The following is a 13345-nucleotide window of genomic DNA, read 5'->3' as shown; positions in this document are numbered from 1 at the left end:
CGACCTACCCTGGACGGATGCTCTCCCGCCGTGACGCCGCGATCCGGCTCGACATCCCCCTCGAGATGGCCGCTCGCCACGGCATCCCGTCGCACATCGGCGAGGCCGAGCTCGAGCGCATCGAGCAGGACCCGCCCGCCTGGCTGGTGCAGTCCCGGGGCAACCGCACGGGGACGAAGAAGGTCTGGACGCACCTGGAGTGCGCCGTCTGCGGGTTCTCCGAGCAGGAGCGGCCGAAGAAGTGGTGGCCGGACTGGACGCTGCTCGTGTGCGACGACCACGACCAGGTGCCGCCGCCCGCGGCCGGGACGACGCGGCACCTCGTGTACGGCGTCGGCAGCCGGTTCACCGCCCTGGTCGACGAGCCGTCCTGATCGTGACGAGTCGGGCTGACCGTGACGAGTCGGGCTGATCGCGACGACTCCTCGGTCAGTCGTCGAGCGTGACGGCGTCCCACGCGAACGTCGTCACCCGACCCGTCTCCCAGTCCCGCCGGAGCACGCCGTACGCCACCGACGCCAGCGGTGCTCCGCCCTCGACCGGCCACGACTCCCGGTAGTGCGCCTCCTGCACCCACCCGGCGCGCAGGAACACGCGACGCATCGCGGTGTTGTCCTCGCGCGTCTGCCCCTCGAAGCGCGTCACGTCGGGCATGGTGCGGAACACGTGACCGGTCACCGATCGGAGCGCCGGTACCCCGAGTCCCTGCCCACGGAACGCCGGGGCGAGCCGCAGGTCGAGCAGTGGTGCCGGGTCCTGCAGGTCCTCGAGGACGACCAGCCCGACGCGTCCGAGCCGCTCGTCGTCGAGCCACCACGAGTCGTGCTCGTCGTCGCGGAACGCACCGCGGTCGATCGCGCGCTCCAGGTCGACACGGGTGGGCTGCGGACGGACGTGGAAGGGGAAGCGGGCCGACGTGTGGAAGGTGACCAGGGCCTCCCGGTCGGCGCCCTGCGGGTCGGTCCTGGTCAGCGTGATCGTCACGCCCCCACGGTACGACCCGGGGATCACCGTTCGGGTGGGGTCGCGAGCAGGAGCTGTGCGTCCAGCACCGGGTCCGCGACCGCGGTGCGTGCCAGCGCGTCCGCCGCCGTGCGCACGGCGGACCGCTCCTCGGGGGTCATCCGACGGAGCGCCGCCCGGAACTCGACGGCCCGACGCGCCAGCACGTGCTCGACGAGCGCGAGGGCGTCCTCACCGGCGGTGACCAGGACCTCGCGACCGGAGGTCCTCCTGGTCACCCACCCGTCGCGGACCAGACGGTCGACCATCCGGGTGATGCCGGAGGGGAGCAGCCCGAGCTCGACGGCCAGGTCCCCGGCCCGCAGCGGCCCACGCGTGGCCAGGAGGACGAGGATCCGGTACTGCTGCAGCGTCACCTGCTCGAGCGCGGGCGCGAGGGAGCGGAGCACGATGCCGAGCCCGACGACCGACGCGTCCACGACGGACGACTCCGTTCGTGACTGCTGCTCATCGTCGTCGCCCACCGGGCCAGCCTACGGCGACGTGGCACGGTCGACGCTGCGGTGGTCGGGCCGGAACCCGTGGTCGGTCCCCCACAGCACCGCGTCGACCCGGGTCCGGGCGCCGATCTTGCTGTAGAGCGTGCGGATGTGGGTCTTCACCGTGTTCGGGCTGAGGTGCGTCAGGTCGGCGATCTCGTCGTTGCGTTTCCCCTGGGTGATCAGGGCGAGGATCTCGGACTGCCGGTCCGAGATCCCGAGCTCGCGGCCGGGCCAGTCGACACCCGGCCCGCTCGCCACCCGACGTCGCGGCTCGTCCAGCACCCGCTCGCCCGCCGCGACGCGGAGGAGCCCGTCGGCGAGCTGCTCGGCGGTCGAGCTCTTCGCGAAGTAGCCCGTCGCGCCACGGGACACGGCGGCGTCGATGAGGTCCTGGTCCATCTTCCACGTGAAGACGGCGACGGTCCGGATGCGGGGGTTCGCGGCCAGCCGGGTCACGTCCTCGTCGTCGGGCTGCGGCTGGGCGAACGTGTCGTAGAGCGCCACGTCGACGTCCACGGTCACCCGGTGACGGGCGTCGAGCTGCACGACCTCGAGTCGGTCCGAGAACGGGGCGAGCAGGTCGGCGAGGCCGCGCAGGACGAGTTCGTAGTCGTTGACGAGTGCGACGCGGATGCGCTCGGACATCTGGATCCTCTCAGGACCACCCCTGGGGGTGAGACGGGCGCGATCGTGCCCTGGTTCGTTCGGGATCACCACGCTACGGACGGTGCTGTACCCCATCCGCAGCCGGGCCTGGGAACCGCGACGGTTGCCCAGGAGCAAGTTCTCCTGGTCGGCGGCGTCCCGTCGGCCCTCGATCCCCCGGAAGGACCCCCATGTCGGATGCACTCGCTCCGTGGAACGCGACGCTGACGCTCGCGGAGCACACGCTCATCGTCTACGCACTCTCGGTCGCGGGACTCGCGCTCTTCGCGTTCTTCGTGAAGTCGTGGGTCTCGGTCAGCGAGGTCACCGGCCGGTACCGCAGCGGCGTGTACGCGGGGTTGTGCATCACCGGCATCGCGTTCCTGTCGTACGTCCTGCTCGTGCTCGAGTTCGCGATCGGCTACGACCGCAAGGGTGCGTCCTGGGTGCCGAACGCGAACGCGATCCTGTCCTGGGCGCCGCGCTACTTCGACTGGACCGTCACCGTGCCGCTGCTGGTGATCGAGCTCATCGCCGTCGCCACCCTCGCCGGTGCCGCGGCCCGTCGACTGCGTGCGGTGGGCATCGCCGCCGCGTTCCTGATGATCAGCACCGGCTTCGTCGGCGGCGTCGTCATCGACTCCGGCACGAACACGGGCGCGCTGTGGACCTGGGGCATCATCTCCGGCATCTTCATGGTGATTCTGTACGTCCTCGTCGTCTACGTCGTCGTCAAGGGGGGCCGTGACCTCAAGGGCACCCCCGCCGCCGCGACGCTGCGGAATGCCGGCATCCTGCTGATCATCACGTGGATGGCGTACCCGGTCGTCTTCGGCCTGCAGGGCTGGGGGCACGGGGGCGCGGTCATCACGTGGATGCAGATCATCCTGTCCGCGGCCGACATCGTCGCGAAGGTCGGCTTCGGCTCGATGATCCACAAGATCGCCAAGCTCCGCTCCGCCGAGGACGTCCGCACCGGCGTCGACACCCTCCCCGAGGCGCTCTGGATCTCGTCCGAGAAGCTCTCCGACGGCACGCTCCCGAACACCGCCACGGCGCACCACTCGCAGCACGCCACCGCCGCCCCCGGTGCGCAGCGTGCTCGTCGCTGACCCGACGGTCGCGACCAGCCAGGGGGTCGGAGCGCACGGCGTTCCGGCCCCCGGCCCCGTCCGTCCGGCACTGCCCGGCACCGTCGACGTCGCGATCGTCGGGGCCGGCTGTTCCGGCCTGGCCACCGCGATCCGGCTCGCCGAGGCCGAGGCCGAGGCCGAGACCGGGGCCGGGGCCGAGACCGGGGCCGGGGCCGGTGTCGGTGCTGGTGCCGAGGCCGGTTCCGCGGGCGCACCGACCGTCCTCGTGCTCGAGGGGCGCTCGACGCCCGACCCGCGCTCGTGGTGCTCGTGGGACGACGGCAGCGATCCCCTGCCGGAGGCGCGGTCGGCGAGCTGGGACCGGTGGGAGGTCCGCACGGACCACGGAACGAGCACCGGGACCGACCCCGCACACCCCTACGTGCTCGTCCGGGCCGCCGATCGTCGGGAGGCAGCCGAGCGACGGATCGCCGCGGGTGGCCACGACACCGCCGGGACCGTCCGCGTCGTCGGCGGTGCCCCCGTCTCGACGGTCGTGCGCACCGACGACGGGTGCGTCGTGACCTCCCGACTCGGGACGGTGCGCGCACGGCAGGTGCTCGACGCCCGTGGACCCCGGTGCCCGGACCACGTCGGAGCAGGCCGCGTGCTCCTGCACCAGCGGTTCGTCGGACACTGGGTCACCGCCGACCGACCCGTGTTCGACACGTCGACCGCGACGCTCATGGACTTCACCGGGCAGGACGCCGCCGGACCGGTCCGGTTCGTCTACGTCCTGCCGGTCTCCCCCACCGAGGCGCTCGTCGAGAGCACGGTCTTCACCCCGGACGCCGCCGACCCGTTCGACCACGAGGGCCACGTCGCCGGCTACGTCGGGCGACGGTGGGGGCTCCGTCCGGACGAGTGGCGCGTGGTCGACGAGGAACGCGGGTGCATCCCGATGACCGACGCACCCGCACGGCCCGACGCCCGGTGGTCGGCAGCGACCGCCGTCGTGGGGACGACCCGACCGAGCAGCGGCTACGGGTTCGCCCGGAGCAACCGGCACAGCGCCGTCGTCGCGCAGCACCTCGCCGCCGGGACCGCGGTGCCGCCGTTCGTCGACGGGTGGCGGACGCGCTTCCTCGACGCGGTGTTCCTGCGGTTCCTGCGGGACCGGCCCGAGCAGGCAGCGGAGGCGTTCCGGCGGCTCTTCGCGCTGCCCGGTCCCCTCGTCGTCCGGTTCCTGTCGGAGCGGTCGAGCCCGGTCGACGAGCTGCGCATCGTCTTCGCCCTGCAGAAGCGTCCGTTCCTGGCGGCACTGGCGCGGACGGCCCGTGACGCGGTCGTCCGCACCCGGACGGACCGGGACACGGTCGCCCAGACCCAGACCCAGACCCGGACCCGGACCCGGACCCGGACCCGGACCCGGACGGACCGGGACACGGCCGTCCGCTCCGGGGGCCGATCGTGACCGCGGTGCCGGCGGACGTCCTGCCCGACCGCGGGCTCGCAGCGCCGCCCGCGCTCCGCACCTGGGTCGCCGACCGCGTGCTCGCGCCGGTGACCGCGGTGCTCGCGCTCGTCGCACTCGCCTGCGCCGTCACGACGCTCAGCGGCGCTGCCGTCCCCGTGGCGGTGCAGCTCGTGCCCTTCGCGGTGAGCGTGCTGGTCTTCGGGCTCCCCCACGGCGCCCTCGACCACCTGGTCCCCGCGCGCCTGCGGCCGGGGACGAGCACCGCGCGGTCGGTCGTCACCGTCGTGGCGCTGTACCTCGTCGTCGGCGCGGCGACGGTCGCGCTCTGGACCACCGCACCGCTGCTCGGCTTCGCGGTGTTCGTCGGGATCACCTGGTTCCACTGGGGGCAGGGCGACCTGTTCGTCGACCGGCTGCTCGGCGACGGCGTGCCGGGTGCGCTCGGGTCCACCCTGACCGTGGCGGTGCGCGGAGCCCTGCCGATGACCGTGCCGTTCGTCGCGCAGCCGGGTGCCGCCGCGCACGTGGTCGTCGAGTCGGCGGCGGTGGTCGACGGCGGGCTCGACGGCGCCGTGCTCGTGGTGCCCGGCGCGGTCCGGCTCGCCGGCGCCGTCCTGGTCGCCGCGCTCGTCGTGCTGCACGTCGTGGTCGTCGCCCGTGCCGGCGGACCGCGCTGGCGGCAGGTCTCCGAGGACCTCGTGCTCGTCGCGTTCTTCGCCGTCGTACCGCCGGTGCTCGCGGTCGGCCTCTACTTCACGCTGTGGCACGCGGTCCGGCACATCCTGCGCCTCGAGCTGACCGAGCCGACGAGCGCGGGACAGCTGCACCGCGGCCGGCTGCTCGCGCCGTTCCTCCGCTTCGCCCGCCAGGCGTGGCCGATCACCGCGATCGCGGTGGCGATGCTCGTGGCACTCGCCGCCGTGGTCCGCCGAGCCGACCTCGGCGTCTACCTGGTCCTCATCGCGGCGCTCACCACCCCGCACACCGTCGTCGTCACGTGGATGGACCACGTGCAGCGCACCTGGTCCCGACGCACACCGGACCACGTGGCGCACCCCCGTGCCGAGCGCTCAACCGATCGCCCGGCACCAGCACCCCGAACGAAGGACACCCCGTGACCACAACACCCGCTCCCCGCCCGTCCGGCCTGCGCACGGGCGCGGTGTTCGCCGGTCGCATCCTCGTCATCGCGGCGGCCGTCGGCCTGGTCGGGTGGATCGCCTTCACCCTGTCGAACGTCGTGGTGCCCCTGCTCATCGGGCTGGTCGTCGCCGCGCTGCTCGTGCCCTTCAGTGCCCTGCTGCAGCGTCACGGTGTCCCGGGGTGGCTCGCGATCGTCCTCGCGCTGCTGTCGCTCGTCGTCGGGATCGCCCTGCTCGTCTTCCTGGTCGTCTGGCGCGTCAGCGAGCAGCTCCCGAGCCTCGAGGACCGCACGGTGGCGCTCATCGGCACCGTGCAGGACCTGCTGCGGCACCCGCCGTTCGGCCTGCCGTCGGTCGACCTCGACACGCTCTCGACGGACGCCAGGACCTTCGTCGAGCAGCACGCCGCCGAACTGCAGCAGGGCGTCGTCGTCGCGGGCGCCACCCTCGTGCACCTCGGCGAAGGGCTCTTCATCGTGACCTTCGTGACGATCTTCGCGCTCACCGGCGGACGGAGGATGTGGGAGTGGGTCGTCTCGCTCTTCCCCCGGGCCGCGCAGCACCGGATCGGCGTCGCCGGCGAGGCGGGGTGGACGACCCTGACGCACTTCATCCGCGTGCAGGTCGTCATCGCGGCGACGGACGCGATCGGCATCGCACTCGGCGCGTTCCTGCTCGGGGTGCCGCTCGCCGGGCCGATCGGTGTCGTGGTGTTCGTCGGGGCGTTCATCCCGGTCGTCGGGGCCTTCGCCGCCGGGGCCGTCGCGGTGCTCCTGGCACTGCTGTTCAAGGGCTGGGTGGTCGCCCTGGTCATGCTCGGGGTCGTCGTGCTCGTGCAGCAGCTCGAGGGCCAGGTGCTGCACCCGTTCCTGACCGGGTCCGTCGTCGCCGTGCACCCGCTCGCGGTGCTGCTCGCGGTGATCGCCGGCACGACGATCGGCGGGATCGCCGGCGGGTTCTTCGCCGTACCGCTCGCCGCGACCGCGAACTCGATGATCCGGGCGGCCCGGCAGGACGACCCCGACGTCGAGATCGCCCTGCCGATCCCGCAGAGCGCCGAGCCCGCCGCCTGACGCGGCCGCAGGGTCAGCGCCGGCCGACCACCGCGGCCCGGACGGTCAGCGCCCGCTGACCACCGCGTCCCGTCGCATCCGGACGAGGCTCGCCCCCGTCGCGCCCGCCATCGCGACGAGGATCACCACGAGGGACACCCAGGTCGGGATCTCCGGTGCCCACGAGAACCCCTCGCCCCCGTTGAGGAACGGCAGCTCGTTCTCGTGCAGGGCGTGCAGCACGAGCTTCACCCCGATGAACGCCAGGATGAGCGCGATCCCGTACTTCAGGTAGACCAGGCGCTCGAGCAGCCCGCCGAGCAGGAAGTACAGCTGCCGCAGACCCATCAGGGCGAACACGTTCGCGGTGAAGACGATGAACGCGCTCTCGGTGATGCCGAAGATCGCGGGGATCGAGTCGAGCGCGAACAGCAGGTCCGTCGTGCCGATCGCGATGAGCACGATGAGCAGCGGTGTGAAGTGCTTCGCGCCGTCCTGGGAGACGCGGAACTTCATGCCGTCGAACTCGTCCGTGATGCGCACCCGACGGCGCAGCAGGCGGACGAGGGCGCTGTCCTGCTGCTCCTCGTCGTCGTCCTCACGGAGCTGCTGGATCGCGGTCCAGATGAGCCACGCGCCGAACAGGTAGAAGATCCAGGTGAAGTCCTCGATGAGCTGCGCGCCGACCAGGATGAACACCCCGCGCAGGACCAGGGCGATGATGATGCCGAGCATCAGCACCTCCTGCTGGATCGCCTTCGGCACGCTGAACCGCGCCATGATGATGACGAAGACGAACAGGTTGTCGATGCTCAGGCTGTACTCGGTCAGCCAGCCGGCGACGAACTGCCCCGCGGCGTCCCCGCCGGCGAAGACGAGCATGAGCACCGCGAAGACGAGCGCGAGCCCCACGTAGACACCGACCCACGTGCCCGATTCGCGCAGGCTCGGGACGTGCGGTCGGCGGGCGACGATGAGCAGGTCGACGAGCAGGATCGCGACGAGCGCGATGATGGAGCCGACCTCGAAGACGACGGGGAGCTGGGGCATCGTTCCAGTCTGGGGCATGCGGACGGGAGGCGCGCGGCGGGCCCGCGACGTCCCTTCCGTCCGCCGCGTCCCGGTTCAGTCCCCGCGGACGCCGATCGCGTCGGCCGCCTGCTCGTACAGGCTGGTCGCCAGGGAGTTCAGCACCTCGTGGAGCTCGCCGCCGTGCGCGCCGTCGACGGCGCGCAGCATCGCGCCGTAGCGCGTGCGGTAGTCCTCGACGACGGCGTCGCCAGCCGGGAGCAGGCGCAGCAGGGACCCCCGTCGGTCCGCGGGGTTGGGTGCGCGCTCGATCAGTCCGGCGGCCGTCATGCGGTCGATCATGTTCGTCACCGCACCCGAGGTCAGCCCGAGGTAGCCGGCCACCTCGGTGGGGGTCGAGTACCCGGTGTCGCTGACGAGCACGAGCGCACGCAGGGCGTTCTCGTGGATGCCGGCTCGCGCGCTGAGCTGGCCGACCAGGCTCGTGTTCGCGCGGACGACCGCGGCGAACGCCGCCATCAGGTCGGCGTCGTCGGTGGAGGGGGCCACGGGACCTGCTTCCGTCGAAGGGGGGACACGGGGCGTCCCCCGCTCTGGGGTAAGTATACGAGTGGTCAAATTGGTGAACAACTGACTATCTTGATCATTGAAGCAAGTGAGCCCGAACCACTTGCTCCGACTGCCCGCACCACCACCGAACGATGAGGTACACCGTGTCCACCAAGCTCCGCACCTCCGCGATGAAGCGGATCCGTTTCGCCCCCGTGGCACTCCTCGCCGGCATCTTCGCCGCCGTCCTGCTGTCGCTCTCGCTCACCGGCACCCTCTCCGGGTTCGCCGCGAGCATCACCAACTCGAGCAACACCGCCGCGACCGGCACGCTGGTCATGCAGGAGCAGAACGCCGGCGCGACCGTCACCTGCCTCAGCACCGACGGTGGTTCGGTCTCCACGAACGCGGCGACCTGCTCCACCATCAACAAGTTCGGTGGCAGCACGACGATGACGCCCGGCAACACCGTCAACACCGCGATCTCGATCAAGAACACCGGTACCGCGAACGCCGCGACCTTCACGCTGACCCCGGGTGCGACCTGCACGCAGTCGGCCAACGGCACGCAGAACGGCACCGCGACCGACCTGTGCGCGAAGATGAACCTCGTCATCACCTCGGGCTCGACCACCGTCTTCAGCGGCACCCTCGCCAGCTTCAAGGGTGCGCCGGCCTCGTCCTTCACGATGCCCCAGGCCCCCGCCGCCGGCGCCACCGTGCCGTTCAACTTCGCGGTCACCCTCGACCCGTCGGCCGGCAACACGTACCAGGGCCTCGCAGCGTCCGTCCCGATGACCTGGACCTTCACCGCCTGACCCGCAGGGAGCGAGCCGGCGTGACGCCCTGATCCCGTCCCGCCGGCACGGTACCCCCCGCTCCCAGACCGAACTCCACAGACCGACGCCCCCCGACCGGCCTCCCCCCTTCCGGCCGGGTGACGTCACCCCCGGCGCAGTCCGACCGTCATCCCCCCGTCCGGTCGGACGCGTCCACCCCGGCGGCGCTCGGACGTCCCCCCACGCCCGAGCGCCGCCCCCCTTCCCCACGCACTCCCCGCACCCGCACCACCCGCCGTCCCTCCGGGGCGGCCGACCCCACCGGAGCAGCAGATGAGCCAGACCGCAGCGATCCCGCTCAGCGGCACGCTCGACCGTCCGGTCCTGCGCGGCCGTGCCGTCAGCCGCTCCGAGACCGTCCTCGCCTGGACGGTCGCCGCGGTCGCCGCCGTGCTGCTGACCGCCGCGGTGCTGTTCCTGTCCGCCGGTGGTCGCTGGTTCGTCGTCGAGACGCCCTCGATGGGCGTGGCCGCCCCGGTCGGCACCCTCGTGCTCGACATGCCGGTCGACGTGGACACGCTCGCGGTCGGCGACGTCGTCTCGTTCGCGACCGATGCGAACCCCGGCGTCGTCTACACGCACCGCATCATCGGCATCGACGCGCAGGGCCTGCACACCCGCGGGGACATCAACGGTGCCACCGACCCGTGGACGCTCACGCAGCACGACGTCATCGGCGCACCGGTGCTCCTCGTGCCCCACCTCGGCTGGCTGTTCCGCGCCGCACCGATCCTGCTCGTCGGCACCCTGCTGATCTGGACGCTCACCAGCGCCTTCACCGACCGCGTGACCCGCACCTGCCTGCGCATCGCCGGTGGTGCCCTCACGACCTCGTACGCAGCCTTCGTCCTCAAGCCGTTCGTGAACGTGACCACGATCACGAACACCTCGAGCCCCGAGGGTGTCGAGGCGACCATCGTCTCCTCCGGGATGTTCCCCGTCCGCGTCGAGGCCCACGGCGGCACCACCGTGCACCTGGTCGACGGCCAGGTCGGACGCGTCGTCATCCACGAGCTCACGGCGAACGGGCACTACCAGCTGACCTCGAACATCCACCTCGACCCGGTCGGCTGGGCTGCGCTCGTCCTGGTGTGCCTCGTGCCGCTCGTGCTCTGCCTGGCCGTCGGCCGTGTCGAACCGGTGCGTGCCTCGTGAGGGCCGGTCGCCTCCGCGACGGCCGGGTCGTCGCCGCACTGCTCGTCGTCGCCCTCGCCGTGGTCGTGCTGCTCAACCAGTTCGCTCCGACGCGGTCCGCGTACAGCGCGACCGTCGCGAACACCGGCAACACCGCGGCGACCGCGCCGTACTTCACCTGCGGTGCCGCAGCGCTGGCCGACGCCTCCGGCGCGCTGTTCGCCTACGACCTCGACGAGGCTGCCGGCGCGAAGACCGCGGCGGACTCGTCGGGCAAGGGCAACGCCGGCACCTACCAGGGGTCGATGACCACGACCGCGAACCCGGCAGCGTGCTCCCGCGACGGTGGTCCGGCGTACACGCTGAACGGGTCGACGAGCTTCGTCTCGACGCCGCGGGCCTACGCGAACCCGACGACCTTCAGCGAGGAGGTCTGGTTCCGCACCACGGTGGCCGGTGGACTGCTCATCGGCTTCGGCAGCAACCAGGTCGCCACCTCGGGGCAGCACGACCGGCAGATCTACGTCAACACCTCGGGGCAGCTCGTGTTCGGCTCGTACAACGGCACCACGCAGGTGATCACGTCCCCGAAGGCCGTCACCGACGGTGCGTGGCACCACGTCGTGTCGACGATGTCGCCGACGAACGGGATGCGCCTGTACCTGGACGGCACCCTCGTCGCGTCGAACACCGCGTTCAAGGCCCCGGAGAACTACACCGGGTACTTCCGCATCGGGTACGACACCATCAGCGGGTGGCCGGGGGCGCCGTCCAGGGAGTACTTCACCGGGTCGATGCGGTACGCCGCGGTCTACTCGACGGAGCTGTCCGCGACGCAGGTCGCGAACCACAACGCCGCCGGTCGCTGACCCACCGGCACGACGGACGGGAGGCGCGTGGCGGGGTCGCCGCGCGCCTCCCGTCCGTCCGTGGGCGGGTGGGGGAAACCCCCACCCGATCGTGCGGTCACCACCGTCGAGCGGTGCTCGCGTCCGCCCCTACTGTGAAGCCGTGCAGAAAGCGATCGCCCTCTGGAGCTCCGCCGTGGACCTCCTCCTCGACGCGTTCCTCGGCCTCGTCTGGACCGTCCTCCTCGTCACGTTCCTCGCCACCTCGATCGGCAGCATCCCCGCCGCCGGGGTCGGGGTGCTCCTGCTGATGGCCACGACCCTGACGGCCCGGTGGGCCGCCGAGCTCGAGCGCCGCCGCGCCGCGGCCCTCCGCGACGTCGAGATCCCACGGCCGATCCGCCGGACGACCCGCACGACCGGGCTCTGGCGTCCCGTGGTGCAGGCGTTCGTCGACCTCGCCGACCCGGTGACCTGGCGGGCGCTGGCGCACCACCTGGTGTCCACCGTGCTCGGCTGGGGGTTCCTCTCGCTCGTGACGCTCGCTCCGTTCATCGTGACGACGGCTCGATCCGGTCCCCTGCCGGGACTGCTCCCCGGTGGCACGGCCGGTGGTGTCACGGCGAGCGTGGTGCTCCTCGTGGTGACCGTGCTCTACGTGTGGGGCGCCGGCAGTCTCGACCGGGCGCTCGCACCGCTGCTCCTCGGCTCCAGCCGGACCGCGGCGCTGCAGGACCGCATCCACGCCCTCGCCGACGCCCGGCAGGGTGCGGTCGACGCCGCGACCACCGAACGACTCCGCATCGAGCGCGACCTGCACGACGGCGTCCAGCCCCGGCTCGTGGCGCTCGCGATGACCCTCGGCATGGCCCGGTCGCGCTTCGACAGCGACCCCGCGGCCACCCGGGAGCTCCTCGACCAGGCGCACCGCGACGCGAAGGACTCGATCACCGAGCTCCGACAGCTCGCCCGAGGCATCCACCCGGCGATCCTCACCGACCGGGGGCTCGACGCCGCGCTGTCCGCCGTGGCCGCACGCAACGCCGTCCCGACGACCGTCGACGTGGTGCTCACCGGTCGACCGCGGCCCGAGGTCGAGGCGGTCCTCTACTTCGCCGTCGCCGAGGCGTTGACGAACGTCGCGAAGCACTCCGGTGCCACGCGGTGCTCCGTCACCGTCGACCAGGTGCCCGGCGGTGTCCGGACCGTCGTGTGGGACGACGGGGTCGGTGGCGCCGGCACCGACGGTCACCCCGGCGGCGGACTGAGCGGGATGCGCGACCGCGTCCGCGCCGCCGGCGGCACCCTGCTGACCGAGAGCCCCGTCGGCGGCCCGACCCGAGTGACCGTGGAGCTCCCTCGCGCATCGTGATCGCCGAGGACGCCGTCCTTCTGCGGGCCGGACTCGTCCGCCTGCTGACCGACGCCGGGCACGAGGTGACGGCGGCCGTCGACACCGCTCCCGCCCTCCTCGACGCCGTCGCCGCCGACCGCCCCGACCTGGCGATCGTCGACGTGCGGATGCCCCCGACCTCCACCGACGAGGGGGTGCGCGCCGCGGTCCTCATCCGCGCGCAGCACCCCGGGGTCGCGGTGCTCGTGCTCTCCCAGTACGTCGAGGAGCGCTACGCGGCCGACCTCATCACGAGCGACACCGCAGGACTCGGGTACCTGCTCAAGGACCGCGTGGTCGAGGTCGACGAGTTCCTCGGTGACGTCGCGCGGGTCGGTTCGGGTGGCACCGTGTTCGACCCCGAGGTGGTCGCGCAGATCCTCGCCCGCTCGCGCCGCACGGACGGCATCGACACCCTGTCCCCGCGGGAGCTCCAGGTCCTGCAGCTCATGGCCGAGGGTCGGTCGAACAGCGCGGTCGCCGCTGCGATGCACATCACCGAGAGCTCGGTCGAGAAGCACGTCTCCGCCGTGTTCACGAAGCTCGGCGTCCCGGCCGAGGGCACCGGCAACCGCCGCGTGCTCGCCGTGCTCCGCTACCTGTCCGAGGCCGCCGGCCGGGGACGCTGACCGCGCACCCGCCCCGCCCCGCCCGCCCAC

General features: G+C 72.3%; 15 protein-coding genes. 10 read left to right on the top strand and 5 right to left on the bottom strand.

Annotated features, from left to right (window positions below; translation table 11 throughout):
- Positions 1–17: 17 nt before the first annotated feature.
- On the top strand, positions 18–374 hold the full coding sequence (locus M3677_RS13210; protein WP_251160770.1) for a hypothetical protein: 357 nt from the start codon (positions 18–20) through the stop codon (positions 372–374).
- Positions 375–429: 55 nt separating this feature from the next.
- Here the strand turns inward: M3677_RS13210 and M3677_RS13205 are convergent, their stop codons facing one another.
- The 3 genes from M3677_RS13205 to M3677_RS13195 are packed head-to-tail and all read right to left on the bottom strand — an operon-like array spanning position 430 to position 2150.
- Entirely contained in the window at positions 430–984 is a 555-nt protein-coding gene (locus tag M3677_RS13205) for a GNAT family N-acetyltransferase (RefSeq protein WP_251160769.1), read from the bottom strand.
- A gap of 23 nt (positions 985–1007) precedes the next feature.
- A complete protein-coding gene (locus tag M3677_RS13200; RefSeq protein WP_251155627.1) occupies positions 1008–1487 on the bottom strand; it encodes a MarR family transcriptional regulator in 480 nt (159 codons plus the stop codon).
- A 9-nt stretch (positions 1488–1496) separates the two neighbouring features.
- Complete coding sequence (locus M3677_RS13195) at positions 1497–2150, bottom strand: response regulator transcription factor (protein ID WP_251160768.1); 654 nt, start codon at positions 2148–2150, stop codon at positions 1497–1499.
- Between the two features lie 191 nt (positions 2151–2341).
- Between M3677_RS13195 and M3677_RS13190 the strand changes: the two genes are divergently transcribed.
- From M3677_RS13190 to M3677_RS13175, 4 genes are read left to right on the top strand one after another with little or no spacing between them, the layout of a single operon-like run.
- Complete coding sequence (locus M3677_RS13190; protein ID WP_251160767.1) at positions 2342–3262, top strand: bacteriorhodopsin; 921 nt, start codon at positions 2342–2344, stop codon at positions 3260–3262.
- The gene (locus M3677_RS13185; protein WP_251160766.1) at positions 3249–4697 is read left to right on the top strand and encodes a lycopene cyclase family protein; all 1449 of its coding nucleotides are present in this window, start codon (positions 3249–3251) and stop codon (positions 4695–4697) included. The genes M3677_RS13190 and M3677_RS13185 overlap by 14 nt, the downstream gene beginning before the upstream one ends.
- Positions 4694–5818 (top strand): Brp/Blh family beta-carotene 15,15'-dioxygenase, encoded by a 1125-nt coding sequence (locus M3677_RS13180; RefSeq protein ID WP_251160765.1) that lies wholly within the window; start codon positions 4694–4696, stop codon positions 5816–5818. Before M3677_RS13185 ends, M3677_RS13180 begins: the two co-directional genes overlap by 4 nt.
- The gene (locus M3677_RS13175; RefSeq protein ID WP_209684795.1) at positions 5815–6915 is read left to right on the top strand and encodes an AI-2E family transporter; all 1101 of its coding nucleotides are present in this window, start codon (positions 5815–5817) and stop codon (positions 6913–6915) included. Before M3677_RS13180 ends, M3677_RS13175 begins: the two co-directional genes overlap by 4 nt.
- Before the next feature lie 45 nt (positions 6916–6960).
- On the opposite strand, the gene M3677_RS13170 is transcribed toward M3677_RS13175, so the two are convergent.
- Positions 6961–7944 (bottom strand): TerC family protein, encoded by a 984-nt coding sequence (locus M3677_RS13170; RefSeq protein WP_209684796.1) that lies wholly within the window; start codon positions 7942–7944, stop codon positions 6961–6963.
- A 75-nt stretch (positions 7945–8019) separates the two neighbouring features.
- Positions 8020–8472 (bottom strand): MarR family winged helix-turn-helix transcriptional regulator, encoded by a 453-nt coding sequence (locus M3677_RS13165; RefSeq protein WP_307810414.1) that lies wholly within the window; start codon positions 8470–8472, stop codon positions 8020–8022.
- A 164-nt stretch (positions 8473–8636) separates the two neighbouring features.
- Here M3677_RS13165 and M3677_RS13160 point away from each other — a divergent pair, with 164 nt between their 5' ends.
- The 5 genes from M3677_RS13160 to M3677_RS13140 all read left to right on the top strand — a co-directional run bounded on the left by M3677_RS13160 (position 8637) and on the right by M3677_RS13140 (position 13315).
- Positions 8637–9290 carry a hypothetical protein gene (locus M3677_RS13160; RefSeq protein WP_209684798.1) on the top strand — a complete coding sequence of 218 codons (654 nt, stop codon included), beginning with the start codon at positions 8637–8639 and terminating at the stop codon, positions 9288–9290.
- Between the two features lie 294 nt (positions 9291–9584).
- Positions 9585–10466 (top strand): S26 family signal peptidase, encoded by an 882-nt coding sequence (locus M3677_RS13155; RefSeq protein ID WP_209684801.1) that lies wholly within the window; start codon positions 9585–9587, stop codon positions 10464–10466.
- On the top strand, positions 10463–11314 hold the full coding sequence (locus tag M3677_RS13150) for a LamG domain-containing protein (protein ID WP_209684803.1): 852 nt from the start codon (positions 10463–10465) through the stop codon (positions 11312–11314). The genes M3677_RS13155 and M3677_RS13150 overlap by 4 nt, the downstream gene beginning before the upstream one ends.
- A 142-nt stretch (positions 11315–11456) precedes the next feature.
- Positions 11457–12665 (top strand): sensor histidine kinase, encoded by a 1209-nt coding sequence (locus tag M3677_RS18480; protein ID WP_251160764.1) that lies wholly within the window; start codon positions 11457–11459, stop codon positions 12663–12665.
- Positions 12662–13315 carry a response regulator transcription factor gene (locus M3677_RS13140; RefSeq protein WP_251160763.1) on the top strand — a complete coding sequence of 218 codons (654 nt, stop codon included), beginning with the start codon at positions 12662–12664 and terminating at the stop codon, positions 13313–13315. The genes M3677_RS18480 and M3677_RS13140 overlap by 4 nt, the downstream gene beginning before the upstream one ends.
- Positions 13316–13345 lie beyond the last annotated feature (30 nt).

This window comes from Curtobacterium sp. P97, from assembly GCF_023712445.1.
Classification (GTDB): domain Bacteria; phylum Actinomycetota; class Actinomycetes; order Actinomycetales; family Microbacteriaceae; genus Curtobacterium.
The sequence above is the reverse complement of the archived record's forward strand: the minus strand, read 5'-3'. Positions and strand labels throughout refer to the sequence as shown.